26 protein-coding genes are annotated in these 23617 nt (G+C 71.5%); 11 read left to right on the top strand and 15 right to left on the bottom strand.

Annotation, left to right across the window (positions count from 1 at the left end; all coding sequences use genetic code 11):
* Positions 1 to 33: 33 nt before the first annotated feature.
* Positions 34 to 819, bottom strand: a complete 786-nt coding sequence (nagB, locus tag OG410_RS27600) for a glucosamine-6-phosphate deaminase (protein ID WP_329301595.1) — start codon at positions 817 to 819, stop codon at positions 34 to 36.
* A 633-nt stretch (positions 820 to 1452) separates the two neighbouring features.
* Between nagB and OG410_RS27605 the strand changes: the two genes are divergently transcribed.
* Entirely contained in the window at positions 1453 to 2919 is a 1467-nt protein-coding gene (locus tag OG410_RS27605; RefSeq protein ID WP_329304269.1) for a PAS domain-containing sensor histidine kinase, read from the top strand.
* 278 nt (positions 2920 to 3197) lie between these two features.
* Here OG410_RS27605 and OG410_RS27610 read toward each other — a convergent pair whose 3' ends face one another.
* Both OG410_RS27610 and OG410_RS27615 read right to left on the bottom strand, forming a co-directional pair.
* Positions 3198 to 3455 carry a WhiB family transcriptional regulator gene (locus OG410_RS27610; RefSeq protein WP_006380970.1) on the bottom strand — a complete coding sequence of 86 codons (258 nt, stop codon included), beginning with the start codon at positions 3453 to 3455 and terminating at the stop codon, positions 3198 to 3200.
* 317 nt (positions 3456 to 3772) lie between these two features.
* Positions 3773 to 4738 (bottom strand): diacylglycerol/lipid kinase family protein, encoded by a 966-nt coding sequence (locus tag OG410_RS27615; RefSeq protein WP_329301596.1) that lies wholly within the window; start codon positions 4736 to 4738, stop codon positions 3773 to 3775.
* A 170-nt stretch (positions 4739 to 4908) separates the two neighbouring features.
* Between OG410_RS27615 and OG410_RS27620 the strand changes: the two genes are divergently transcribed.
* The gene (locus tag OG410_RS27620; RefSeq protein ID WP_329301597.1) at positions 4909 to 5361 is read left to right on the top strand and encodes a hypothetical protein; all 453 of its coding nucleotides are present in this window, start codon (positions 4909 to 4911) and stop codon (positions 5359 to 5361) included.
* Between the two features lie 6 nt (positions 5362 to 5367).
* Here OG410_RS27620 and OG410_RS27625 read toward each other — a convergent pair whose 3' ends face one another.
* From OG410_RS27625 to OG410_RS27635, 3 genes are all read right to left on the bottom strand, one after another.
* Positions 5368 to 6561 (bottom strand): SigB/SigF/SigG family RNA polymerase sigma factor, encoded by a 1194-nt coding sequence (locus OG410_RS27625; RefSeq protein ID WP_329301598.1) that lies wholly within the window; start codon positions 6559 to 6561, stop codon positions 5368 to 5370.
* Entirely contained in the window at positions 6558 to 6971 is a 414-nt protein-coding gene (locus tag OG410_RS27630; protein ID WP_328448386.1) for an anti-sigma regulatory factor, read from the bottom strand. The genes OG410_RS27625 and OG410_RS27630 overlap by 4 nt, the downstream gene beginning before the upstream one ends.
* Before the next feature lie 284 nt (positions 6972 to 7255).
* Positions 7256 to 7516 (bottom strand): UBP-type zinc finger domain-containing protein, encoded by a 261-nt coding sequence (locus OG410_RS27635; protein ID WP_329301599.1) that lies wholly within the window; start codon positions 7514 to 7516, stop codon positions 7256 to 7258.
* Between the two features lie 62 nt (positions 7517 to 7578).
* On the opposite strand from OG410_RS27635, the gene OG410_RS27640 reads away from it, so the two are divergent.
* Positions 7579 to 9174 (top strand): Na+/H+ antiporter, encoded by a 1596-nt coding sequence (locus OG410_RS27640; RefSeq protein WP_329301600.1) that lies wholly within the window; start codon positions 7579 to 7581, stop codon positions 9172 to 9174.
* Here the strand turns inward: OG410_RS27640 and OG410_RS27645 are convergent.
* Complete coding sequence (locus OG410_RS27645) at positions 9156 to 10046, bottom strand: 1-aminocyclopropane-1-carboxylate deaminase/D-cysteine desulfhydrase (protein WP_329304270.1); 891 nt, start codon at positions 10044 to 10046, stop codon at positions 9156 to 9158. The two genes, OG410_RS27640 and OG410_RS27645, sit on opposite strands and share 19 nt — an antisense overlap.
* Before the next feature lie 331 nt (positions 10047 to 10377).
* On the bottom strand, positions 10378 to 10968 hold the full coding sequence (locus tag OG410_RS27650; RefSeq protein WP_329301601.1) for an N-acetylmuramoyl-L-alanine amidase: 591 nt from the start codon (positions 10966 to 10968) through the stop codon (positions 10378 to 10380).
* Between the two features lie 259 nt (positions 10969 to 11227).
* Between OG410_RS27650 and OG410_RS27655 the strand changes: the two genes are divergently transcribed.
* From OG410_RS27655 to OG410_RS27690, 7 genes are all read left to right on the top strand, one after another.
* Positions 11228 to 12634 (top strand): family 2B encapsulin nanocompartment shell protein, encoded by a 1407-nt coding sequence (locus OG410_RS27655; RefSeq protein WP_329301602.1) that lies wholly within the window; start codon positions 11228 to 11230, stop codon positions 12632 to 12634.
* A gap of 226 nt (positions 12635 to 12860) precedes the next feature.
* Positions 12861 to 13925, top strand: coding sequence for a family 2 encapsulin nanocompartment cargo protein polyprenyl transferase (locus tag OG410_RS27660; RefSeq protein WP_329301603.1), 1065 nt, complete (start codon positions 12861 to 12863; stop codon positions 13923 to 13925).
* A gap of 156 nt (positions 13926 to 14081) precedes the next feature.
* A complete protein-coding gene (locus OG410_RS27665) occupies positions 14082 to 14735 on the top strand; it encodes a GNAT family N-acetyltransferase (RefSeq protein WP_329301604.1) in 654 nt (217 codons plus the stop codon).
* Between the two features lie 523 nt (positions 14736 to 15258).
* Entirely contained in the window at positions 15259 to 15672 is a 414-nt protein-coding gene (locus tag OG410_RS27675; RefSeq protein ID WP_328448370.1) for a YciI family protein, read from the top strand.
* A 5-nt stretch (positions 15673 to 15677) separates the two neighbouring features.
* A complete protein-coding gene (locus OG410_RS27680; protein ID WP_329301606.1) occupies positions 15678 to 16904 on the top strand; it encodes an RNA polymerase sigma factor in 1227 nt (408 codons plus the stop codon).
* Between the two features lie 10 nt (positions 16905 to 16914).
* On the top strand, positions 16915 to 17262 hold the full coding sequence (locus OG410_RS27685; RefSeq protein ID WP_329301607.1) for a DUF952 domain-containing protein: 348 nt from the start codon (positions 16915 to 16917) through the stop codon (positions 17260 to 17262).
* On the top strand, positions 17259 to 17516 hold the full coding sequence (locus OG410_RS27690; RefSeq protein ID WP_326785576.1) for a hypothetical protein: 258 nt from the start codon (positions 17259 to 17261) through the stop codon (positions 17514 to 17516). The genes OG410_RS27685 and OG410_RS27690 overlap by 4 nt, the downstream gene beginning before the upstream one ends.
* Here the strand turns inward: OG410_RS27690 and OG410_RS27695 are convergent.
* The 6 genes from OG410_RS27695 to OG410_RS27720 form a co-directional block, all read right to left on the bottom strand.
* Positions 17513 to 18304 carry a VOC family protein gene (locus OG410_RS27695; RefSeq protein ID WP_329301608.1) on the bottom strand — a complete coding sequence of 264 codons (792 nt, stop codon included), beginning with the start codon at positions 18302 to 18304 and terminating at the stop codon, positions 17513 to 17515. The genes OG410_RS27690 and OG410_RS27695 overlap by 4 nt on opposite strands.
* On the bottom strand, positions 18301 to 19137 hold the full coding sequence (locus OG410_RS27700) for a hypothetical protein (RefSeq protein ID WP_329301609.1): 837 nt from the start codon (positions 19135 to 19137) through the stop codon (positions 18301 to 18303). Before OG410_RS27700 ends, OG410_RS27695 begins: the two co-directional genes overlap by 4 nt.
* 107 nt (positions 19138 to 19244) lie before the next feature.
* Positions 19245 to 19664 (bottom strand): VOC family protein, encoded by a 420-nt coding sequence (locus OG410_RS27705; protein WP_329301610.1) that lies wholly within the window; start codon positions 19662 to 19664, stop codon positions 19245 to 19247.
* 243 nt (positions 19665 to 19907) lie between these two features.
* Positions 19908 to 20288, bottom strand: coding sequence for a helix-turn-helix transcriptional regulator (locus OG410_RS27710; RefSeq protein WP_326790800.1), 381 nt, complete (start codon positions 20286 to 20288; stop codon positions 19908 to 19910).
* Positions 20289 to 20437: 149 nt separating this feature from the next.
* Positions 20438 to 20851: an SHOCT domain-containing protein gene (locus OG410_RS27715; RefSeq protein ID WP_326785572.1), complete on the bottom strand. Its 414-nt coding sequence runs from the start codon at positions 20849 to 20851 to the stop codon at positions 20438 to 20440.
* A 286-nt stretch (positions 20852 to 21137) separates the two neighbouring features.
* Positions 21138 to 22445, bottom strand: a complete 1308-nt coding sequence (locus tag OG410_RS27720; protein ID WP_329301611.1) for a DUF2254 family protein — start codon at positions 22443 to 22445, stop codon at positions 21138 to 21140.
* Positions 22446 to 22770: 325 nt separating this feature from the next.
* On the opposite strand from OG410_RS27720, the gene OG410_RS27725 reads away from it, so the two are divergent.
* Positions 22771 to 22968 (top strand): hypothetical protein, encoded by a 198-nt coding sequence (locus tag OG410_RS27725; protein ID WP_328671357.1) that lies wholly within the window; start codon positions 22771 to 22773, stop codon positions 22966 to 22968.
* Between the two features lie 172 nt (positions 22969 to 23140).
* Here the strand turns inward: OG410_RS27725 and sodN are convergent, their stop codons facing one another.
* Entirely contained in the window at positions 23141 to 23536 is a 396-nt protein-coding gene (sodN, locus tag OG410_RS27730; protein ID WP_261707948.1) for a superoxide dismutase, Ni, read from the bottom strand.
* Positions 23537 to 23617 lie beyond the last annotated feature (81 nt).

The raw sequence follows: 23617 nt of genomic DNA on the forward strand, positions 1-23617 counted from the left end.
CTCCGCGGCGGGGCGCGGCGCGCCGGCCCGCCTCTAGATGCCCTGCCAGTCCGGCTTGGCGGCGAACGTCTGGCGGAAGTAGTCCCCGAGCTTCAGCTTGGACGCGGCGGCGTCGTCGACGACCACCGTCGCGTGCGGGTGCAGCTGAAGCGCCGACGCGGGGCAGACCGCCGCGACCGGCCCCTCGACCGTCGCCGCCACGGCGTCCGCCTTGCCCTCGCCGGTCGCGAGCAGCACCAGGTGCCGTGCCTCCAGGATCGTGCCGATGCCCTGGGTGATGACGTGGTGCGGCACCTGCTCGATGTCGCCGTCGAAGAAGCGGGCGTTGTCCACCCGGGTCTGCTCGGTCAGCGTCTTGATGCGGGTCCGGGAGGCGAGCGAGGAGCACGGTTCGTTGAACCCGATGTGCCCGTCCGTCCCGATCCCCAGCAGCTGGAGGTCGACCCCGCCGGCCGCCGCCAGCGCCCTGTCGTACGCCTCGCACGCGGCCTGGACGTCCGCCGCCGTGCCGTCGGGCCCCATGAACGCGTCCATGCCGATGCCCAGCGGCTCCAGCACCTCGCGCCGCAGCACGGAGCGGTAGGACTCGGGGTGCTCGGCCGGCAGCCCCACGTACTCGTCGAGCTGGGCGATGCGCGCACCCGAGGTGTCCACGGCACCGGAACCCACTCGGGCCGCCAGCGCCGCGTAGATGGGCAGCGGCGTCGAGCCGGTGGCCACGCCGAGGAGCGCGTCGGGCTTGCGCCTGAGCAGTTCCGCCATGGCCTCGGCGATCAGCTCGCCGCCCGCCTTGGCGTCCGGGACGATGACAACTTCCACGCTGGGCCTGCCGATCTGGAGAGGGGACTCAGGAACGCATCCGAATCCGAAGGGGGACACATGTGGTATAGACCAATCTAGCAGAGCGTCACCCTTTCGTCGCCCCGTCGCGGGGCGCGTCGCGGGGTGAACCGCCGTCCCCGCGGGGATCCGCCCCGGCCCGTTCCGCCCGTCCGGCGACTCCGGCTGCGGCGACGCCTCCCGTTCGTGAACCGAAGCGGGATAGTCTGACGGGCGCTCCTGGTGTTGGATGAGCGGACGACGGCGAACACGACCGGAGCGCAAGGGCCGTGGACGCGCCCGCGGGTGCGGACGCATGGACGCGGAACCATGGTCTAGTCCACAATGCTTTGAGAAACTGAACAAGCCTCCGTCTTCCCCGCACAGGAAGACGGACCGAGGAACCGGCGCTCTCTGCCCTGACTGCACCGGCTCCTCTCTTCGGCCGACCGGGACCGCACACCCCACGGCCGTTGTTGCTCCGGGCTGCGGTGCCGGGAGGGTTGAGGGTCCCTCCCAGGCGCCGCGGCCCGCGGGTGTTTCCGGGGCCGCACGGCGCTTCCGGGGCGCCGGGAGCGCGGCCGATTTCGGGACCTGTCGGATCCTCCGGGTACGCTCGCACTCGTGCCCTCCATGAACGACCTCGTACGCCAGCACACAGCCCTCGACGACTCCGATCTCGAGTGGCTTCATCTGCTGGTCTCGGAGTGGCAGCTGCTCTCCGACCTCTCCTTCGCCGACCTCGTCCTGTGGGTCCCCACGCGCGACGGCACCCGCTACGTCTCGGTCGCCCAGATGCGCCCCAACACCGGGCCCACCTCGTACCAGGACGACATGGTCGGCCATCTGGTCCCGCGCGGCCGCCGCCCCCTGCTGGACGCCGCGCTCGACGAGGGCCGGATCGTGCGCGAGGGTGATCCCGAGTGGCGCGAGGAGGTTCCGGTCCGGGTCGAGTCCATTCCCGTACGGCGTGAGGGCCGGGTCCTCGGAGTCATCGCGCGCAACACCAACCTGCTCACCGTGCGCACCCCGAGCCGCCTCGAACTGACGTATCTCCAGAGCGCCTCCGACCTCGCGCAGATGATCGCGGCGGGCACCTTCCCGTTCCCCGACCAGCAGGTCGACATGGACGCCTCGCCCAGGGTCGGCGACGGGCTGATCCGCCTCGACGCGGACGGCATCGTCCAGTACGCCTCGCCGAACGCGCTCTCGGCGTACCACCGCATCGGCCTGGCCTCCGACCTGGTGGGTCACAACCTCGGCTCCACGACCGCCGAACTCGCCCCGTCCCGGGGTCCGGTGGACGAGGCGCTGTCGAAGGTGGCCAGCGGCTGGGCGCCCCGTGAGTTCGAGATCGAGAGCGCAGACGGGGTGATCCAGCTCCGGGCGATCCCGCTGAAGCCCAAGGGCACCCGCGTCGGTTCCCTGGTCCTGCTCCGCGATGTCACCGAACTGCGCCGCCGCGAGCGCGAATTGATCACCAAGGACGCCACCATCCGGGAGATCCACCACCGGGTGAAGAACAACCTCCAGACGGTCGCCGCCCTGCTGCGGCTCCAGGCCCGCCGCATCGAGTCGGACCGGGGCCGGGAAGCCCTGGAGGAGGCCGTGCGCCGGGTCGGCTCGATCGCGATCGTCCACGAGACGCTCTCCCAGAACCTGGACGAGCGCGTGGAGTTCGACGAGATCGCCGACCGGGTGCTCGCCATGGTCGCCGAGATCTCGCCGGGCAAGGTCACCGGCCGGCGCACCGGACGCTTCGGCATCCTGGACGCCGAGGTCGCGACCCCGCTCTCGATGGTCCTCACCGAGGTCCTCCAGAACGCGCTGGAGCACGGCTTCCGCGAGGGCGACCGGGGCACCGTCGAGGTCTCCGCGGTGCGCGGCGGCACCTCCAAGGACGCCCGGCTGCTGGTCACCGTCCAGGACGACGGGGTCGGACTCCCCGAGGGCTTCGACCCGCACCGGTCGGGCAACCTCGGCCTGCAGATCGTACGGACGCTGGTGGAGGGCGAGTTGGGCGGCACCTTCGACATGGTGGCCGCTCCGGAGCGCGGCACCCAGGTGCTCCTGGACATCCCGGTGGTCGTGCCGAAGTAGCGGGCCCGGACGAACAGCAGGACAAATACCCGCACAAGTGGCCGATGGGCAGGGGCATTCGATGCCCATGGATGCCCGTCACTCACTGTGACCGGTGCTGGACGCCGGGAGCGCCGGGTACCGGACGCGAACAGCAATGAGCCCCGGACCACCAGGTGGTCCGGGGCTGAAAGCTCGTTGCATCAAGCGCATCGGGGTACTGCGCGCTGCGGCTCGGGGGCGGGAGTTGCGTACTCGTTGTACGCGCCGCCAAGCTCAGGCTCGTGCGGGGTGGAACGTCAGGCGGTGGCCTGACGAGCTCGGTTGCGGGCGGCACGGCGCTTCATTGCGCGGCGCTCGTCCTCGCTGAGGCCACCCCAGACGCCGGAGTCCTGGCCGGACTCGAGCGCCCACTGCAGACACTGCTCCATGACGGGGCAGCGGCGACAGACGGCCTTGGCTTCCTCGATCTGCAGCAGCGCAGGACCGGTGTTGCCGATGGGGAAGAAGAGCTCGGGGTCTTCCTCGCGGCAAACGGCGTTGTGACGCCAGTCCATGGCTGCTACCTCTCCTTGGTATTACATGCACGTTGCTTGTGAATGTGAACGCTTTCACGAATCCCTCAACAAGTGAAGGGCCGACAGCCAGACGGACTGGTGTGGTCCTGTGATTTGAGGAGGGGTTCCGGTGCTCTGGGGGCCGGTGTTGCGGGCCGTCCCGAGCGCCACGTAGAGACTCGCAAACCTCAGCGGCGGATACAACCCCTTCCGGAAAGTTTTTTTTGATTCCTCGGTGTCGGCTGAGTCACAGCCGTACTTCCATGGGGTGGACCGTGGTCTAAACGTTCGAGTGAAAGGAGTTTGGCCCCTTCCGCTCACACAATCACACGCAGTGCACGGCGTACGCCTGTGAACGTCACGCTCGTACGCAGTCCCAGGTGGTCGCCGTCCATCTGGAGGGGGAGTGGAGCCTTCGAATGCAAGGTGAAGTCCGCCAGGTCATGCAGAGTGACGGCGTGCTTGCCGTGGGGTCCACGCTCGGGGGACGAAGTGAGCAACTGGGTGGCATACCGGGCGACCGAGGGCGTCGACATGCGGCTGAGTGCCAGTACGTCGAGTCCGGTATCGAACGAGGCCTTAGGTGCCGCGTACACCGGACGATTGCCGAGAAACGTCCACGGCGAGGTGTTGCAGATGATGGACAGGACCAGATCGGTGACCGGGTCGGCGCCGGGGCGCTCCAGGGTGATCGTTCCGTGCCGGCGGTGAGGATCGTCCAGAAACTGACGCAGCACTTGGCGGAGATACAGCGCGTGCGTGGAGCGCCGGCCGAGCTCGCGCTGCTGTTCGACCCGGCCCACCACCCCGGCGTCGAAGCCGAGGCCGGCGCAGAAGGTGAACCAGCGGGAGGGGACGGACTCGTCCTCGGTGCCGGGCGTGCCCGCGGCCAGACCGAGGCCGACCGTGCGCTCGCGCTCCTCGCGCAGCGCGTCCAGCAGGGCGCCCGTCGCCTCCACGGCGTCGTTCGGCAGGCCCAGGGCGCGGGCGAAGACGTTGGTGGAGCCGCCGGGGACCACGGCGAGGCCGGGAAGGCGGGAGTCGGGGCCCCGGTGCAGCAGACCGTTCACGACCTCGTTGACCGTGCCGTCCCCGCCGAGGGCCACGACCATGTCTATGTCGTCGCTGTCCGCGGCCTGCCTGCCGAGGTCCCGGGCGTGCCCGCGGTACTCGGTCGTGACCACTTCCAGTTTCATCTCACTGGCCAACGCGTGGATCAAGACGTCACGCGTACGCGCACTGGTGGTGGTTGCCGCCGGATTGACCACAAGAAGTGCACGCATGCGATGCAGCGTACCTACTGGGTGGTACTCGTCCCAGACCGAGGTAGGGATCCAGTAAGAGTCCGCAGGTGCGGCAGGGGTGCGAAACCGGATCGCCGCGCCGCCCGTGACGGTGCGGTTCCCGGCCCCGGGGCATTCGGGCGCCCGGGGCCGACGGCTACTCTTCGGGGGTGAGCCGTGAGCAGAATCCCACCCCCGACGCCCCCCGGTCCGACCCCCGCCCCGGACGGCTGACCGCTGCCGCGGCGCTGGCCGCGCTGGAGGGGACCGCCCTCGTGGCGGGCGGCGTCTGTGTCCTCGTCCTCGGACTCACAGGCGATCCCGACAACCGGCAGCAGGCCGTCACCGGCGGCGTCACGCTGATCGCGCTCGCGCTGCTGCCGCTGCTCGCCGCGCGCGGACTGCTGCTGCGCCGTGCCTGGAGCCGGGGCCCGGCCCTCGTCACCCAGATCCTGGCACTGCCGGTCGCCTACACCCTGCTCCAGGCCGACAGCGTCGCGATCCCCGCCGGTATCGCCCTCGCCGTCGTCGCCGTGGTGGCCCTGGTGCTGCTGGCGAACCCGGCGACGACACGGGCCCTCGGCATCCGAGGGCCCGGCGGCGACGCACACGACGAGACGTAGCGGGGCTCACTCCTCGACGAGGAGCTTCTCCCGAAGCTGGGCCAGCGTGCGGGCCAGCAGCCGCGAGACGTGCATCTGCGAGATGCCGACCTCCTGCGCGATCTGCGACTGCGTCATGTTGCCGAAGAAGCGAAGGAGCAGGATCCGCTTCTCCCGCGGGGGCAGGTCCTCCAGTAGCGGCTTCAGCGACTCGCGGTACTCGACGCCCTCCAGCGCCTCGTCCTCGGCGCCCAGGGTGTCCGCGACCGCCGGGGACTCGTCGTCCGTGTCGGGGACGTCCAGGGACAGCGTGGAGTACGCGTTGGCGGACTCCAGGCCCTCCAGGACCTCCTCCTCCGAGATGGCGAGCTTCTCGGCCAGCTCGTGCACCGTCGGGGAGCGCCCGTGCAGCTGGGAGAGCTCCGCGGTCGCTGTGGTCAGCGCGAGGCGCAGCTCCTGAAGACGGCGCGGGACGCGCACCGCCCAGCCCTTGTCGCGGAAGTGCCGCTTGATCTCGCCGACCACCGTCGGGGTCGCGTACGTCGAGAACTCGACACCGCGCTCCGGGTCGAACCGGTCGACCGACTTGATCAGCCCGATCGTCGCGACCTGGGTCAGGTCGTCCAGTGGCTCACCGCGGTTGCGGAAGCGGCGGGCCAGGTGCTCGACGAGCGGCAGATGCATGCGGACGAGCTGGTTGCGCAGCTCCGCGTACTCGGCGCTGCCGTCCTGGAGTTTGCGCAGCTCGATGAACATCGCCCGCGCCCCGCTGCGGTCGCGGGGGTCGTGCTGGATGTGCTGGGCGCTCGGCCCGTGCTGGATCTGCCGGGCTTCGGTCTCGTGCTGGGCGTCCTGCACACCCTGCACACCCTGCGCGCCCTGCTCAGGCTCTCGCTCGTGCTGCGCGCCCTGCACGTTCTGCTCCGCGTTTCGCTCGTGCTCGCTCATAGTCCCGCCCGTCACCATTTCCCGAGCTCGAGGCTCTTCCCCCGTGTCCTCGGCCGCGCTCGAACCGGGGGGACCTCCCCGGCCGGGGAAGGCTCCCGGCTGCGCCGCTGCCGCCGAGGAGACGCCGATCTCCGGATGCGGCCGGGCCTGCTCGGGGATGCCGTCGACGTCGTCCGCCGTGTGCCGCGGCCCGTCCGGACCGCCGGCGCGCCCCGCGGGAGGCTCCCGTGTGCCGCGCTCTTCGTCCCGCACCGGCCCGTCCCCGTTCCTCACGCCGGCCCGGGTCCCGCGCCGCGTTGTTTGTAGAGGCTGATCGAAACGGTCTTGTCCTCGGAGACGGTGGAGTCGACCTTGCCCGCGAGAGCCGACAGAACGGTCCACGCGAAAGTGTCACGTGACGGAGCGTGACCGTCCGTGGTCGGCGCCGAGACCGTGACCTCGAGTGAGTCGTCGATCAGCCGGAAGACACAACTGAGCACCGAGCCGGGGACGGCCTGCTGCAGCAGGATCGCGCAGGCCTCGTCCACGGCGATGCGCAGATCCTCGATCTCGTCGAGGGTGAAGTCCAAACGGGCCGCCAGCCCGGCCGTGGCCGTGCGCAGTACCGACAGGTAGGCACCCGCGGCCGGCAGCCGGACTTCCACGAAGTCCTTCGTCGCGGGCTCGCCTGCGATCTGGGACACCCTCACCTCCATGGTGGTACAAGCTCATTCGAGCTCTTTCGGGGGCCGAGGGTCGCCCCCCGGGGTAACGCGCTACGTCGTTCAGCGGTGACGCTACCGCGCTCCCGACTTTCCTGTCCTGGGGACCCCGCCCCTTGCTGTCACTCATAGTAAGCCTATGAGTACGGACAGTGGCTAGAGGTCTGCGGCCCCAAATAGGAAGAGCGCGCGCCGGGTTGACGTACCCAGACGTCAGACGGTCGAACCGTCCGGATCGGGAGTCACGCGCGTACGTGATCCACGGCTCAGACGAGGACGTGGTCCACGAAACACCAACGCCAGTTCTCCCCCTGCTCGAACGTGCGCATGATCGGGTGCCCGGTGGTGTTGTGATGCTCCGAGGCGTGCCGCAGCGGTGAGGAGTCGCAACAGGCGAGATGCCCGCACTCCAGACACAGCCGAAGCTGCACCGGATGGGTACCGGCGGCCGCGCACTCCATGCAGGTCTCGCTCCCGGGGTCGGGTTCGGGCTGCGGCAGCGCGTCGGCGTGCGTGCACTGTTTCATGATGGCCAGGTTACGTCGGGCGTGCGGGACACCGCGCGGAAAAAGAGGGCGGGCGGAAGACGATGGACGTGTTGCCACTGCTGTTGCTGGTCGCGGGGAGCGCGGCGGTCGCCGGGGCCGCCCGCCGCACCCCGGTCCCGGCACCCCTGCTGATCGTCGCCGTGGCCCTGCTGGTCTCGTACATCCCCGGAGTGCCGACGTACGAACTCGACCCCGACGTCGTGCTCCCGCTGGTGCTGCCCCCGCTGCTGTACACGGCGGCCACCGACAGCTCCTACCTCGACCTGAGGGCCCAGTTGAGGCCCGTCGCGCTGTTGTCGGTCGGGTACGTCCTCTTCGCCACCCTCGTGGTCGGCTGGGCCGCCTACCTGCTCGTACCGGGCCTGCCGCTGCCCGCGGCGCTCGTCCTCGGCGCCGTGGTCGCGCCGCCGGACGCGGTGGCCGCGACGGCCGTGGCCCGCCGCGTGGGACTGCCCTCACGGATCACCACGATCCTCCAGGGCGAGTCCCTGGTGAACGACGCGACCGCGATCACCGCCTACAAGGTGGCGCTCGCGGCGGCGGTCGGCGAGGGCGCGACCTGGGCGGGCGGAATCGGCGAGTTCCTGCTCGCGGCGGTCGGCGGGGTCGTCGTCGGGCTCGTGCTGATGATCCCCATCCACTGGCTGCGCACCCACATGAACGAGGCGCTCCTCCAGAACACCCTCTCCCTGCTGATCCCCTTCGTCGCCTACGGCATCGCCGAGCAGTTCCACGCCTCCGGTGTGCTCGCGGTGGTCGTCGTCGCGCTCTACCTCGGACACCGCTCCTGGGAGGTGGACTTCGCGACCCGGCTCCAGGAGGAGGCGGTGTGGAAGATGGTCGCCTTCGTCCTGGAGTCCGCGGTGTTCGCGCTGATCGGACTCCAGCTCCCGGTCGTCCTCAAGGGCCTCGGCGCCTACGAGGGGACGACCGCCGCCTGGTACGCCCTCGCCCTCTTCCTCGTCGTCGTCGTGACCCGCTTCGTGTGGGTGTACCCCGCCACCTTCCTGCCCCGCCTCCTGTCGGCGCGCATCCGCGAGCGCGAGGCCAACCCCACCTGGAAGGGGCCGTTCGTCATCGGCTGGGCCGGCATGCGCGGCGTCGTCTCGCTCGCCATCGCCTTCTCCGTCCCCCTCACCGTGGACGGCGGTGACGCCTTCCCCGAACGCAACCTGATCCTCTTCCTGACCTTCACCACCGTCATCGGCACCCTGGTCGTGCAGGGCCTGACCCTGCCCCCGCTCATCCGGCTGCTGAAACTGCCGGGACGCGACACGCAGGCCGAGACCCTCGCCGAGGCCAACGCCCAGGCACAGGCCTCCCGCGCCGCCGAGGAGCGCCTCGACGAACTCCTCGCCGACGAGCGCAACGCCCTGCCGCCCCCGCTCGCCGAACGCCTGCGCACGGTCATGGAGCGGCGCCGCAACGCCGTCTGGGAGCGGCTCGGCGCGGTCAACCCGGTCACCGGCGAGACCACGGACGACACCTACCGCCGGCTCTCCCGCGAGATGATCGGCACCGAGCGCGACGTCTTCGTCAAGCTGCGCGACCACCGCTACATCGACGACGAGATGCTGCGCACGCTGCTGCGCCGGCTGGACCTGGAGGAGGCTGCGGCCTACCGGGAGGCGGCCTGAGGTCCGGTCCCCGGGACGGGGAACGGCGCTCCGGTGATCACCGCCGCCACCGTCGTGCCGCGCGGGAACGCCCCTTCCCCGGCGAGGGCGACAAGTCCGTAGAGCATCTTGGCGACATAGAGACGTTCGACGGGCAGCCCGTGCCGCTGCTCGAAGTCCTCCGTGAAGGCGTCGAGTTCAGCGGTGGTGCGGGCGTAGCCGCCGAAGTGGAAGCGGTCGTCGAGGGACCAGTTCCCGCGCCGGGCGCCGAACGCGGCCGTCTGGAGGGCCGTCGTGCCGGCGTCGAGGAAGCCGCCGCGCAGGACCGGGACGCCCAGCGCCCGCTGGCCGGGGGCGAGGCCCGCGGCCAGCCCGGCGAGGGTGCCGCCGGTGCCGCAGGCGAGGGCGGCCACGTCGATGTCGTCCTCGTCCCGCAGTTCCTCGCCAAGGGCCCGGCAGCCGCGTACGGCGAGGGCGTTGCTGCCGCCCTCGGGCACGACGTACGCGTCCTCGGTGCCTGTCGCCCGCAGGATCCCGGCCAGCGTCCGAGGTTCCGTCTTGTGCCGGTACGTCGATCTGTCGACGAAGTGGAGACGCATGCCGTCGGCGGCGCAGCGGGCCAGTGAGGGGTTCAGGGGGCGGTCGGCCAGCTCCTGGCCGCGGACCACGCCCACGGTGGGCTGCCCGAGGAGACGGCCCGCGGCGGCGGTGGCGCGCAGATGGTTCGAGTAGGCCCCGCCGAAGGTGACCAGGGTGCGGCCCGCCGCCGCTTCGAGGTTCGGCGTCAGCTTGCGCCACTTGTTGCCGATCAGCTCCGGGTGGATCAGGTCGTCCCGCTTCAGCACCAGCCGCACGCCGTGCCGCGCGAACCGCGCGTCCCCGGCCTCCACCAACGGTGACGGGAGCCGTGGCGGGGGACCGACGGGAGCCGGAGTCCCGCACGGGGTGCGCGGGCCCGTGGGAGGGGCCGCGACGGCCGGGTGCGGCACGACACGCGCGGTGCGGGAGTCCTGGGGGCCGGCCGGGTCCGCCGGGCGGGCGGCGGGGCGCGGGGCGGCCGGGTCGGGGGCTTCCGGGTCGCCGGAGGCGGGCCCGGTGCGGCCCGGGCCGTCGTCCGGGGTGTCGGGGCTGGTCACGGGTCCATTGTCGGACACCTGTCCGGGGGCGGCCGGAGGCGGGCGGCCGAGGCACCGGCCGTCCGCCTCCGGCCCTCGGCGCCTCAGCTCACTTCAGCAGCTCGCGGACGCGTCCCCGCAGCGAGTTCATCGTGAAGCCCCGCGGGTCCACCTTCCCCGGCTGCCACTCCAGGTGGCCGATGACCGAGCGCTCCGTCCAGCCGTGGAACCGGCAGATCGCGGCGGAGACCTTGGCGATGGCGTCGAGCTGCGCCTCGGGCCACGGGTCCTTGCCGTCGCCGAGGTTCTCGCACTCGAAGCCGTAGAAGTGGCGGTTGCCGTCGGTGTTCGCCTCGTTGTCGTGCGGCAGCGCCTTCTCGGCGATCACCGCACGCAGCACCTCGTCGTCGCCGAGGCCCGCGTGGTTGGCGCGGCCGTAGCCGACCAGGTGCAGGACGCCGTCCTTGGTGATGACCCCGTGGCACAGCGGTCCGGGCAGGTCCTCGCGGCCCTCGCGGCACAGCCCGACCGTGAGCGCGCCGCCCGAGGTCACCGTGTGGTGGATCATCACCCCGTGCACCGGCCCCCACGGGCCCTTGTGATTGCGGTTGTGATGCTTCCAGTCGCCGACCTCGACGACATGGACTCCTTCGTCCCTGATCCGGTCGAGGAACCTGCCCGCGGACATGGGCGATGCCATGGCCGACTCCTTCGCGCTGTTCGTCGGCCGCCCTGCCGCGGCCGTCTGGTACCGCAGCTTCTATATCCGGCCGGGTGGCCGGAACCAGCTGTTCGCACAGCGTGCGAGCCGATCCGGTCAGCCCGGGAGAAGCGGAATCGGCCCTCCCTGCCCACGTCCGGAGTGATCCATTCCCCCTCATTCGTGTAATGGCATCAGCACACACAGTGATGAAAGGCTTGGCCGCGAAGATCAGTGCACGACCGGGAGGGCAATTTTCATGTCGGTAGGCGAAGAGGTCCGCGCGGAGCAGAACCGTCCGCAGCAGAGTCTCGGCACATCAGCCGCGCGGAACCTGGCCACCACCACCAAGTCCGCGCCACAGATGCAGGAGATCAGCTCACGGTGGCTGCTGCGCATGCTTCCGTGGGTGAACGTGCAAGGTGGCACGTACCGCGTGAACCGGCGGCTCAGCTACTCCGTGGGCGACGGACGCGTGACGTTCGTCAAGACGGGCGACCGCGTCCAGGTCATCCCCGCGGAGCTCGGAGAACTGTCCGTGCTGCGGTCGTACGAGGACCACGAGGTGCTGGGCGAGCTCGCCCAGCGGTGCCAGCAGCGGGAGTTCGCACCGGGGGACGTGCTGACCTCGTTCGGCAGCCGGGCCGAGGAGGTGTTCCTCCTGGCGCACGGCAAGGTCGAGAAGATCGGCACCGGCCCCTACGGGGGCGACACGGTGCTCGGTGTCCTCGCCGACGGCGCGTACTTCGGCGAACAGGCACTCATCGACCCGGAGGCCATCTGGGAGTACACGGCCCGGGCGGTGACGGCGGTGACCGTGCTCGTACTGCCCCGCCAGGACCTCGAACAGGTGGCGGAGCGTTCCGAGTCCCTGAACGAACACCTTCAAGAACTGCGCGCGATTCCGTCGCAGCGCACCAACAAGTACGGCGAGAAGGAGATCGACCTCGCGGCCGGCCACACCGGTGAGCAGGACATCCCGGGCACCTTCGTGGACTACGAGGCGTCCCCGCGCGAGTACGAACTGAGCATCGCCCAGACCGTCCTGCGCCTGCACACACGCGTGGCGGATCTCTACAACCAGCCGATGAACCAGACCGAGCAGCAGTTGCGGCTCACCGTGGAGGCGTTGAAGGAGCGCCAGGAGCACGAGCTCATCAACAACCGCGAGTTCGGCATGCTCAACAACTGCGAGTACGACCAGCGGCTCCAGCCGCACGACGGCGTACCGGGCCCGGACGACATGGACGAGCTGCTCAGCCGCCGCCGCGGCACCAAGCTGTTCCTCGCCCACCCGCGCGCGATCTCCGCGTTCGGCCGCGAACTGAACAAGCGCGGGCTCGTCCCCGAGAGCATCGAGATCGCCGGCAACCGCATCCCGACCTGGCGCGGGGTGCCGATCTTCCCGTGCAACAAGATCCCCGTCAGCGACGCCCGTACGACCTCGATCATCGCCATGCGTACCGGCGAGGCCGAACAGGGAGTGGTCGGACTCCAGCAGGCGGGCATCCCGGACGAGATCGAGCCGAGCCTGTCGGTGCGCTTCATGGGCATCAACGAACAGGCGATCATCTCCTACCTGGTGACGGCGTACTACTCGGCCGCGGTGCTCGTGCCGGACGCGCTCGGCATCCTGGAGAACGTCGAGATCGGGCGCTGGCGGTGACGTTCCGCCGAGCGGAGCCCGGTGTGGTCCCGCCCCCCGGGGCAGGACCACACCGGGGACACGCGCCCGCGCACGGCGGCCTCCTCGGCGCCACCGTCAGCAGGTGTTCCGGAGCGATCGAGCGGGTGAGGACATGACGACCCGGACACGGCAGGGACCGGCCGGAATCCCCGGCGGACGGCGCCCGACGAGGCCTTCGGACCGAAGGGGTCCCGGCGGAAGCCCCATGGAGAGACCGGAGAGGCCGGAGAGACCGGGCTCGCCGGGCCCGCCCGACGCGCAGGAGGCCGCGGTCGTCCTGGAGCGGGCGCGGGCGTGCGTCGACCCCGAGCTGCGCCGGGCCGTCGACTCGCTGCCGGGCTCCATGCGCCGGATCGCGCTGTACCACTTCGGCTGGGAGCAGGCGGACGGCACCCCGGCGGCGGGGAACGCCGGCAAGGCCATCCGGCCGGCGCTGGTACTGACCGCGGTCCAGGCGCTCGGCGGACAGCGCGAGGCGGCCGTACGGGCGGCCGCCGCGGTGGAGCTGATCCACAACTTCACCCTGCTGCACGACGACGTGATGGACCGGGACACCACCCGCAGACACCGTCCCACCGCGTGGACCGTGTTCGGCGACGCCGACGCGATCCTCGCCGGGGACGCCCTCCAGGCCCTGGCCCTGGGGATGCTCGCCGAGGACCCGCACCCCGCGTCCTCGGCCGCCGCCGCGCGGCTCGCGGGCTGCGTCGTAGAACTGTGCGCGGGACAGCACACGGACACGGCCATGGAGAAGCTCGGCCCGCACGAGGTCACCCTCGACGAGTGCCTCGCCATGGCCGAGGCGAAGACCGGCGCCCTGCTCGGCAGCGCCTGCGCCATCGGCGGGCTGTACGCCGGGGCGGGTACCGAGGACGTCGAGGCTCTCGACGCGTTCGGCCGGGAGGCGGGACTCGCGTTCCAGCTCATCGACGACGTGATCGGGATCTGGGGAGACCCGAGCCGCACCGGCAAACCGGCCGGGGCGGACCTCACCGCCCGCAAGAAGTCGCTGCCCGTGGTCGCCGCGCTCACCTCGGGCACCCCGGCGGCCGCCGAACTCGCCGAGCTGTACGCGGCGCCGTACCGGGAAGGGGAACTGGAGCGCACGGTGCTGGCGGTCGAGCGGGCGGGCGGGCGTGACTGGGCGCAGGTCCAGGCGGCCGACCGAATGTCCCGGGCGATGCACGAACTGTCCCGCGCGGTGCCGGACCCCGAGGCGGCGGGCGGCCTTCTCGCACTCGCCGAGTTCGTCACGCGGCGCAGCACCTGACCGGTTCCGGTGCCGCTGGTCGACGGCCCCGGAACCCCGGGCACCGTACGGAACCTGACATCCGTGCGGTGCCCGGCTCCGTGTGCCGGCGCGAGGGCGTAATAGGCTCAACCGCCGTACGGTCGAGGCTGGTTGGGGCGAAGGGTGGGGCTGGTCATGGGTGTGGCGATCCGAGTGGCGGACGAGACGGACCGGGAGCTGGTCGTCCGGCTGCTGGACGAGGCCTTCCAGGACGATCCGGTGAGCGGCTGGGTCTTCCCCGACCCCGCGCAGCGCCGGGCGAAGCACCCCGGGCTGATGGCGGCCTTCACCGATGTGGTGCTCGCCGAGGGGCGCGTCGATCTGGCCGAGGACGGTTCGGCGTGCGCCCTGTGGCTGTCCGTCCCCGCCGCCGGGAACCACGACGGCGCGGACGGGAACCAGGGGGACGGCGAAGGCGACGGGGCGGACGAGGACGGTCCCGCGCAGCTCCGCGAGGCCGTCGACCCGGACAACGAACGCATCGAGCTGATCGGCCGGCTGACGGCCGGCATCCACCCCGAGGGGCGGGCCCACGCCTACCTGTGGATGATCGGGGTGACGCCGGAGCGCCAGGGCGAGGGCCTCGGCCGGGCGCTGATCGAGTCGGTCCTCGACCGCTGCGACCGCGAGGGACTGGCCGCCTACCTGGAGGCGAGCAACGCCCGCAGCCGCGCCCTGTACGAACGGCTCGGCTTCGCGCTCTCTGGCCGCCCCCTCGACCTGCCGGACGGCCCACGGATGTGGCCGATGTGGCGTGAGCCGCGTCCCGGGGGACCGGCGCGGGCCTAGGCCGGAGCCGGAGCCGGAGCCGGAGCCGGAGCCGGCCTTGTTCTGGACGTACGACAGGAAGCGGTGGGTCCGCCGTCCTACCCTGAAGGCATGGGCACGGATGAGCATGTATGTCCAGAATGCGAGCAGTCGGTCGCCACAGTCGTGCACCGGTACAAGACTCTGGGCGCCTGGGTGCCCAGATGGGGTCCCGGACCCTGCCGCAACCCGGACTGCGCGGCCTACGCGTACGAGCCAGGACACGGCCACGTCCAGCGCGAGGGCGAGGGGCAAGGCGGGGGCGGGGGCCAAGGCGAGGGCCAAGGGCAAGGCGGGAGCGGGGGAGAGGGGCGGGATCTGCCGGAGGAGGCCGCGGCGGAGCCGTCCTGACGCACGCCGGACACCGCCGCACGAGGTCGTGAAAATCGTCGTCGTGAAAAGTCGTGCGGGGAACGTGTAGAGAAACGCGGGCCGGCTCCGACGTCCCCTGTGAGAGCCGCCCACGACGGGCGGTCCGAGCCGAGGAAGCCGAAGGAGCGGACTCATGAAGTACCTGGTGATGGTGCAGGGCACCCAGGCCGACTACGAGGGCATGCGGGGCAACGCCTCCGAGCAGGCGCCGGCCTGGAGCGAGCAGGAACTGCAGGCCATGTACGCCTACATGGGCGCGATCGGCGACGACCTCTCCGAGTCCGGCGAGCTCGTCGACGCCCAGGGACTGACCGACCCCGCGCGGGCGCGCCAGGTGTCCCTGGACGCGGACGGCAAGGCCGTGATCACCGACGGCCCGTACAGCGAGACCAAGGAGCTGATGGCCGGCTACTGGGTGGTCGACTGCGCGAGCCTGGAGCGGGTCACCGAGATCGCCGAGCGGGTCACCCGTTGCCCCGGCCCCGAGGGCCAGACCGGCCACCCGGTGGTCATCCGGCCCGTCCAGGAGGGGGCCGGGGACATCTGAGCGGGATGAGGGATACGACCGGGGTCGAGGACCTGCTGCGCCGCCACGCGCCGCAGGTCCTCGGCGCGCTCGTCCGCCGCTACGGGCATTTCGACTCGGCCGAGGACGCGGTACAGGAGGCGCTGCTCGCGGCCGCCGGGCAATGGCCGGAGAAAGGTGTGCCGGACAACCCGCGCGGATGGCTGATCAAGGTCGCCTCGCGCCGGCTCGTCGACGCCCTGCGCGCGGAGGAGGCACGGCGGCTGCGGGAGGAGAAGGCCGCGGCGCTGACGCCGCGGGACGCCTTCACGGCGCCGCCGCCGGGCGCGGACCGCGCCCCGTCGCTGGACGACACCCTCTCCCTGCTCTTCCTGTGCTGCCATCCCGCGCTGTCCCCGGCCGCGCAGATCGCGCTCACGCTGCGCGCGGTCGGCGGCCTGACCACGGCGGAGATCGCGCGGGCGTACCTGGTGCCCGAGGCGACCATGGCGCAGCGGATCAGCCGGGCCAAGCAGCGGATCCGGGGGGTCGGTCTCGGCCGTCCCGACCACTGGGAGGAACGGCTTCCCGCAGTCCTGCACACGCTGTACCTGATCTTCAACGAGGGCTACACGGCGACCTCCGGCTCGGCCCTCCAGCGTGCCGAACTCGCCCATGAGGCGATCCGGTTGACCCGCACGGTCCGGCAACTGCTGCCGGAGGACGGCGAGGTGACCGGACTGCTCGCGCTGATGCTGCTCACCGACGCCCGGCGCGCGGCGCGGACCGGGCCGCAGGGAGAACTCGTCCCCCTCGACGAACAGGACCGCACCCGCTGGGACAGGACGGCGATCGAGGAGGGGGTGACCCTGGTGACCGAGGCGCTGGCGCTGGGACCGGCGGGTCCGTACGCGCTCCGCGCCGCGATCGCCGCGGTCCACGACGAGGCGCCGTCGGCGGAGGCGACGGACTGGACCGAGATCCTCGGCCTGTACGACCTCCTCGTCCGCCGGGTCCCGGGTCCCGTCGAACACCTCAACCGCGCGGTCGCCGTGGCCATGGTGCACGGGCCGCGTGTCGCTCTCGCCGAACTCGACCGGCTGGAGGGGGAGTCGGCCGCCGGACACCGGCTGGACGCGGTCCGGGCCCACCTGCTGGAGCGCGCGGGCGACCCGGACGCGGCGCGGGAGGCCTACGCGTCGGCGGCGGCCAAGACCCTCAGCCTGCCCGAGCGCCGCTATTTGGAGGTGCGGGCGGCCCGGCTGCGTGCGTAGCGTTGTCCGCATGTCCGAACCTCTGCTGCATCTGACCGAGCGTTCCCTGTGGGACGTGGCCCGAGCGTCGGGCACCTACGAGAGATCCACCCGCGGCCGGACCCTCCAGGAAGAGGGCTTCATCCACTGCTCGCTGCGCCGCCAACTCCCCGCCGTGGCCGCCATGGTGTACGGCTCCTACACCGGACCCGACGAGCTCGTGGTCCTCGTGGTCGACGCCGAACGGCTCACGGCGCCGGTCCGCTTCGAGGCGATGGACCCCGGCGGGGAGGAATTCCCGCACGTCTACGGGCCGATCGCGGTGGAGGCGGTCGTGGACGTCGAGGTCTGGGACCGGGGCGGGGCGGCTTCGGCGTGAGCGCGGACGGGGAGCGACGCCGGGTGTGGCGCTGGGGCCTGGTGGTGTGGGCGGTCACCGTGGCCGGCGCCGGCGCCCTCACGCTCTGGCTCCAGGCCTCGGCGGAGCCGGCACCGCCGACCGGCTGGTACACCTCCGAGCAGAACGGCCGCGACGCCCCGGCCCCGCTGATCTCCGCCCAGGTCTCGGACCCGCCCTGCCCCGAGGCGGAGCGCGGGGGGCCCGTCCTCTGCGTGGTCGCGACCCGCCCCTAGGGCAGGCTGCCCGTCACCGGATCGCGGCCGGTCAGGCAGTAGGTGCCGCCCGCGGGGTCCCGCATGACCGTCCAGCGCGCGCCCCGGCCGACCGCCGTCGCGCCCAGGGCTTCGTGGTGGGCCCGGACCGTGTCGACGTCCGAGCAGGCGAGGTCCAGGTGGGCCGAGGTGGGACGTTCGGCGCCCAGGCGTTGCAGCAGGATGCGCAGCGGCAGCCCGGCCGGCGGCCTGATCAGATGGAACTCGGGGAGCGCTCCGGGGACGGACTCCCACCCCGTGAGCTCGCTCCAGAAGACGGTCTCGGCGTCGTACACGCCCGGCGCCAGGTCGATGCTCACCTGGTCCAGCCGGCTCGTCGCCCCGTCCGGTCCCTCGGCCACCGGCGGCCGCGCCGATTCACCGTTCCACGGCACCGCGCAGAACAACTGCCCGCCGGGGGAGCGCAGTACGGCCCACCCGTCGTGGTCCGCGACGACCGTGGCACCCAGCCGCAGTGCCCACTCCACCAGCGCCGGTACGTCCTCCACGGACAGGTCGAGATGCGCGCCCCCGACGCCGTCCCCGACACCCTGGGCCTTCACGCACGCGTCCCCCTCGCCGGGCAGCAGCGTCACGAACTCCCCCTGGTCGCCCCGGGGTTCGGGCAGTTTCGTGCCGGTGACCGCCGTCCAGAAGCCGAGGGCCGGTCCGAGCTCCGCCGCGGGCCGGTCGACGAAGACGTGGGTCCACCGGACGGCCGGCCCCGTGGTCACCGGGGGCTTGCCCGTCTCACCGTCCGTACGGTTCATACCGCCTCCCCGGCGATCAGGGCGCGCAGCGACGCCTTCATCCGTGCGACGAAGGCGTCGCGGGTCCCGGGGGAGAGGACGTCCAGGGAGAGATACGGGTTGAGGTCCTCCAGCTCGACGAGGAGCAGCTCGCCGCCGGGTGCCCGGCAGGCGTCCACGCGCTGGATGCCGTACGCGATGTCGTTCCATTCGACGAACCGCTGCGCGAACTCCCGGTCCTCGTCGGTCGGTTCGTACGGCTCCAGGGCCCAGCGCCGCTCCGGGTCGGGCGCGTACAGGGCGTACTGGAGGGTGTGGTCGACGAAGTAGAACGACACCTCGTAGCGGAAGTCGACGCGCGGCTGGACGAGGAGGTCGCCGAACGGCAGGGAGGCGAGTTTCTCGCGCGGAACGAACTCCAGGCCGATGGAGTCCGCCCCCTGCCTCGGTTTCACCACGTACATGGCGGCCTCGGGCAGCAGGTCCAGGTCCTGTGCGCGGTCGACGGTCGGGATGACGGGGAATCCGGCCGCGGTCAGCTCCAGCAAGTAGCCCTTGCCGGCCATGTCCCCCTTGCCCGAGAGCTGGTTGTAGACGCGGACCCCCTCCGCGAGCGCCCGTTCGCGGAACGCGTCGTACGCGGCCTGGTGGTGCAGGACGGGCCCGCTGTTGCGTACGACCACGGCGTCGAAGCCGGTCATCAGCGCGGCCGCGTCCAGCGGGTGGCACACGGCGATGTCGAAGTCCTCGCGCAGCCGGGAGGTCAGGGCGATGTCCTCGTCGCAGTACCGCCGCCCCTTGGCCGGATAGGCCAGGTCGCTGACGAACAGGACGCGGGGGCGTGCGGACGGCACGGATGGCTCCTCGAAGCGTTCGGACGGTTCGCCCCGCGGGCCGATCATGGCCGCGGAACACGGACGTAGTGTCCCTCCCCCTTGATCCCGGCCTCCCGTCGCCCCCGTCAGCGGGCGGCGCGCTTCTCCGCGAAGCGCAGGAGGTTGCCCGCCGGGTCGCGGAAGGCACAGTCCCGCAGGCCGTACGGCTGGTCCTCGGGCTCCTGGACGACGTCGGCGCCCGAGGCGCGGACCCGCTCGAAGAGCTCGTCGCAGTCGGTCGTCGAGAAGATCACTCCGCGCAGCATCCCCTTGGCCAGCAGTTCGGCCATGGCCTGCTTGTCCGCGGGAGAGGCGTCCGGGTCCGCCCCCGGGGGCTCCAGGACGATCTCCACATCCGGCTGGAGCGGCGAGCCGACGGTGACCCAGCGCATTCCCTCGAACCCGACGTCACCCCGGACCTCCAGGCCCAGCACGTCACGGTAGAAGGCGAGCGCCTTGTCGTGGTCGTCGACGGAGATGAAGCACTGGGACAGTTTCAGATCCATGCGTCCAACCTAGTGCCGCGACAGGCAACGTTCGCCCCGTCGCGGCGCCCGGCACGCACTCTCGCCGCACCGGCCGAAAGCCCAAGTACATCCAGTACGAGGACTTCCGGCCGGCACACCGAGAGCACGCACCGGGCGCCGCTCCTTGAGGGCAAACATTGCCTGCCGTGGCACTAGAGCCTGCCGTTCGCGTCACGCGGCCGGACGTGGACAGGACGGCGGACCCCAGTGCCCCGACAGGCACTAGAGACGCGTCCCCGGTTCCGCCTCCGGGTTGCGGTGGCGGGCCGGGCGGGTGAGCCGGCGGGCCACGCAGGAGGGGATGGGGGCGCCGTGGTCGTGCGGGCGGGCCCGGTACGCGCTCGGGGTCTCGCCCACCAGCTCCGTGAACCGCGAGCTGAACGAGCCGAGCGAGGTGCAGCCCACCGCGAAGCACACCTCGGTCACCGTCAGGTCGCCGCGCCGCAGCAGAGCCTTCGCGCGCTCGATCCGCCGGGTCATCAGATACGTGTACGGCGTCTCGCCGAAGGCTTCCCGGAAACTGCGCTGGAAGTGTCCGGGCGACATCAGCGCGGTGCGCGCGAGCGTGGCCATGTCCCACGGCTCGGCGTACTCGCGGTTCATCCGGTCGCGCGCCTGCCGCAGCCGGACCAGGTCTTCGAGCGGTCGGGGATTCGCCACCTCCCCAGAATGGCACACGGACCGCCGCCCCCCGGGGGATCACTGGCCCGGGGGACGGCGGTGGTCGTGCGTACGCGGGGGTGTCCGTGCCGTCAGGCGGCGAGGACCTTGGCCTTGGCCTTCTCGAACTCCTCGGCCGTGATGTGGCCGTGGCTCTTGAGGTCCGCGAGCTTCGCCAGTTCGTCGGCCTTGCCGGTGGTACCGGCGGTCTCGCGGATGTAGGAGTTCATGTCTTCCTGGTTCTTCTGGATGCGCTTCATCTCGCGCTCACCCATTCCGCGGCCCCGTGCGATCAGGTACACGAAGATGCCCAGGAAGGGCAGGATGACGACGAAGACGCACCAGCCCGACTTGCCCCAGCCGCTCAGCGAGTCGTCGCGGAAGATGTCCCCGATGACGCGGAAGAGCAGCATGAACCAGAGGATCCAGAGGAAGAACCACATCGTGGTCCAGAAGACGTTCAGCAGGGGGTAGTCCGCTGCCAGATTGAGCGTCGAGCCATTCATGGTCGAACTCCTGTCGGTTGTGCGACATCTCCGCGGGCGTGACGTCTTGCTTCGGCTCCAGAGTGCGGTCACCCCCCGCCCCGGCGGATCACCCTCCGCGGGTGAGCTCGCGGATCCGCCTCCGCGGGCTCCTCGACGACCGGCGCCGACGCCGTTCCTGGTACCGGCACCCGCCACGGGGATGACACCGGTACCGGCATCCGCCACGGCGACGGCTCCGGCATCGGCGACGGCGCCCGGCGGATCCGCCCCAGCCGGTCACCCCCGGAAGCCTCGGCGGGGCCGTTCATCCGTCGCCCTGAGGCGCCTCGCGCCCACCGCGCTCCTCGCCTTCCTGAAACTGCCCGCGCACCTCGCGCCCGTCACGCTCCTCCGCGAGGGCGTCCCGGAGGCGGGGGAACCGGGCGTCGAGCTCCTCGTCCACCCAGGTCAGCCGCCTGGTGAGGGGCGCCCCGCCGCGGCCCGCCCCGCGCAGGTCCTCCAGGAGGGTCCGGAGGCGGATCAGGACCATCGGGGAGTTCCGGGCGGCCGGGATCACCTCGTCGACGGCGATCCGCAGGAAGTCCTCCCAGCCCGGCAGCGGGACGACCACGCGAAGGCTGCCCGCGCGGTCGGTGATCTCGCGGGGCCGGGCCCGCGCCGGGACCGGCCGGCGCAGCAGATCGTCCACGGCGTCCAGGGCCTGGACCGCCGTGGCGGGGTCGTTGACCGCCGGGGACAGCGCCCTGAGCGCGATGTCGGCGAGCAGCCGGAAGGCGAGTCCGGGGTCCTGGTCGAAGACGCGTTCGGCGCCGGTCTCCAGACCGCGCAGCACGGCGGAGGCGGCCAGTTCGCCGCCGTACACCTCGGCGACGGTCGTGCCCTGCTGCACGGTGGTGCCGGGCGTCACCCGGAGCACGACGACCGCGTCCACCGCCCGTGCCGCGCCCGCCAGCAGGTCCTCGTCCACGCGTTGCAGCACCGCGCCGCCCTTCGGCCAGCGGACCGTCGAACACGGCCCGCCCGGACCGGCCGGGTCTCCCAGGTCTCCCCGGGTGCCCGGATACAGGACGTCGAGGTTGTGCCGGCCCCGTTCCGTGATGGAGCCGAGCACCGGGGCCAGCTGGATCGCGGCGACGGCCCGCAGCAGGAGGGCGCGCAGCAGCGTCAGCAGAAGGAGCAGCAGGACGCCCGCGCTGATCGGCACGACCACCGAGACCTCGTCCCGGTTGGCGATGGTCAGGGCCGCGGTGGCACAGAAGACGGTCAGTCCGACGGCGAAGGCGAACGTCCGCCACACGATCGGCGCGTCCCGGAAAAGGGTGAGCCGAGGGGTGAACGTGGTGGCCGCCCACTGCACCACCAGGAACAGCACGGAGAAGATGACGGTGGCCGCGCCGAGCACGCCGAAGCCCGTCGCCAGCAGCATCTCGGCCACCTGGCGGGACGGCAGCACGGGTCCTCGGGTGAACTCCGGGACGAGGAGGCCGAGGCCCAGTCCGATGCCGATGAACAGCAGTTGGAGGAGGCCCGCGCGCCACCACCGCCGACGGCGGAACGCGGCGTGGCCGGTGCGGACGGAGGTGCCCCGGCCGGCTGCCGCGAGAGCGTTCATCGGCCATCCTCCGAGGCGGTCCCGGGGGCCGCCGGAACGCGGACCCGCCTCCCCAGGTTCGCCGCCCGCGCGGTCACCCGCATCACCCGTCGAAGGTGAGCCCCCGTGCGGCGAGGGCCCGCTCACCCTTTTTCGGCCTTTTTCGTCGCCCGGAGGGCGTAGCGCCGGGGTACGGGTGGAAGGTGGAGTGGCGAGGGTGTGAGCGGGAGAGTTCCGAGGTGGGCGGATGTCGCCCGCACCGGGGGATGTCACATCGGCGCGGGCGGCCGACGATGGCAGAGCTTCGCAGCGGACCCCGCGCCCCGGCCCCGAGGGAAGTGCTCGTATGCGCTATGAATTCCGCATCGCCGGCATTGTTTCGGACACGCTCGCCTCGGCCTTTTCCGAACTCGACAAGGTCCGTACGAAGGAGCAGACCCTGTTCTTCGGCACCGTGATCGACGACGCCCATCTCTACGGACTGCTCACCCGGTTCCAGGCCCTGGGCCTTCGGGTGATCGAGATGCGTCAGCTTCCCGTGTGACCGAGTCGGCATGCGCCCATGACCCGCGTGGAGACCGCGGGACGCCCACCGCCCCAGGAAAGCAGTACGCACCCGGACCGTAGAGCCGCCGGGAACGGCGGCTCTACGGTCCGGGTGCGTACAGACGGGCGACGCGATCCGCGCGGACGCGGCTCGGACGCCCGGACGAAGGTCAGGCCTTCTTGGTCTCCCAGAAGATCTTGTCGATCTGGGCGATGTAGTCCAGCGCCTTCTGGCCCGTCGCCGGGTCGGTGGACGCCTTCGCGGCCGAGAGGGCCTTGAGGGCGTCGTTGACCAGCTGGTGCAGCTCCGGGTACTTCTCGAAGTGCGGGGGCTTGAAGTAGTCGCTCCAGAGCACCGACACGTGGTGCTTGGCGAGCTCGGCGCGCTGCTCCTTGATGACCGTGGCGCGAGCCTGGAAGTGCGGGTCGTCGTTGCCGGCCATCTTGTCCTGAACGGCCTTGACCGACTCCGCCTCGATGCGGGCCTGGGCCGGGTCGTACACGCCGCAGGGCAGGTCGCAGTGCGCGCTGACCTTGACCTTGGGGGCAAACAGGCGGGAGAGCATTGAGCTGTCCTTCCTCGTGATCGTCTTCTCAGGTGGGACATTACTCCGTGGGAGACGCTATTTCGCGAGTGCCCCCATGGG

It is taken from the genome of Streptomyces sp. NBC_00659, assembly GCF_036226925.1.
Lineage (GTDB): Bacteria > Actinomycetota > Actinomycetes > Streptomycetales > Streptomycetaceae > Streptomyces.

What these genes read in the sequence shown, in the direction of transcription:
- OG410_RS27605 (WP_329304269.1), top strand. Translation starts at nt 1,453, where the DNA reads ATGAACGACCTCGTACGCCAGCACACAGCCCTCGACGACTCCGATCTC.
- OG410_RS27610 (WP_006380970.1), bottom strand. Translation starts at nt 3,455, where the DNA reads ATGGACTGGCGTCACAACGCCGTTTGCCGCGAGGAAGACCCCGAGCTC.
- OG410_RS27615 (WP_329301596.1), bottom strand. Translation starts at nt 4,738, where the DNA reads ATGCGTGCACTTCTTGTGGTCAATCCGGCGGCAACCACCACCAGTGCG.
- OG410_RS27635 (WP_329301599.1), bottom strand. Translation starts at nt 7,516, where the DNA reads ATGAAACAGTGCACGCACGCCGACGCGCTGCCGCAGCCCGAACCCGAC.
- OG410_RS27640 (WP_329301600.1), top strand. Translation starts at nt 7,579, where the DNA reads ATGGACGTGTTGCCACTGCTGTTGCTGGTCGCGGGGAGCGCGGCGGTC.
- OG410_RS27650 (WP_329301601.1), bottom strand. Translation starts at nt 10,968, where the DNA reads ATGGCATCGCCCATGTCCGCGGGCAGGTTCCTCGACCGGATCAGGGAC.
- OG410_RS27655 (WP_329301602.1), top strand. Translation starts at nt 11,228, where the DNA reads ATGTCGGTAGGCGAAGAGGTCCGCGCGGAGCAGAACCGTCCGCAGCAG.
- OG410_RS27660 (WP_329301603.1), top strand. Translation starts at nt 12,861, where the DNA reads ATGGAGAGACCGGAGAGGCCGGAGAGACCGGGCTCGCCGGGCCCGCCC.
- OG410_RS27665 (WP_329301604.1), top strand. Translation starts at nt 14,082, where the DNA reads ATGGGTGTGGCGATCCGAGTGGCGGACGAGACGGACCGGGAGCTGGTC.
- OG410_RS27675 (WP_328448370.1), top strand. Translation starts at nt 15,259, where the DNA reads ATGAAGTACCTGGTGATGGTGCAGGGCACCCAGGCCGACTACGAGGGC.
- OG410_RS27680 (WP_329301606.1), top strand. Translation starts at nt 15,678, where the DNA reads ATGAGGGATACGACCGGGGTCGAGGACCTGCTGCGCCGCCACGCGCCG.
- OG410_RS27685 (WP_329301607.1), top strand. Translation starts at nt 16,915, where the DNA reads ATGTCCGAACCTCTGCTGCATCTGACCGAGCGTTCCCTGTGGGACGTG.
- OG410_RS27695 (WP_329301608.1), bottom strand. Translation starts at nt 18,304, where the DNA reads ATGAACCGTACGGACGGTGAGACGGGCAAGCCCCCGGTGACCACGGGG.
- OG410_RS27705 (WP_329301610.1), bottom strand. Translation starts at nt 19,664, where the DNA reads ATGGATCTGAAACTGTCCCAGTGCTTCATCTCCGTCGACGACCACGAC.
- OG410_RS27710 (WP_326790800.1), bottom strand. Translation starts at nt 20,288, where the DNA reads ATGAACCGCGAGTACGCCGAGCCGTGGGACATGGCCACGCTCGCGCGC.
- OG410_RS27715 (WP_326785572.1), bottom strand. Translation starts at nt 20,851, where the DNA reads ATGAATGGCTCGACGCTCAATCTGGCAGCGGACTACCCCCTGCTGAAC.
- OG410_RS27720 (WP_329301611.1), bottom strand. Translation starts at nt 22,445, where the DNA reads ATGAACGCTCTCGCGGCAGCCGGCCGGGGCACCTCCGTCCGCACCGGC.
- OG410_RS27725 (WP_328671357.1), top strand. Translation starts at nt 22,771, where the DNA reads ATGCGCTATGAATTCCGCATCGCCGGCATTGTTTCGGACACGCTCGCC.
- sodN (WP_261707948.1), bottom strand. Translation starts at nt 23,536, where the DNA reads ATGCTCTCCCGCCTGTTTGCCCCCAAGGTCAAGGTCAGCGCGCACTGC.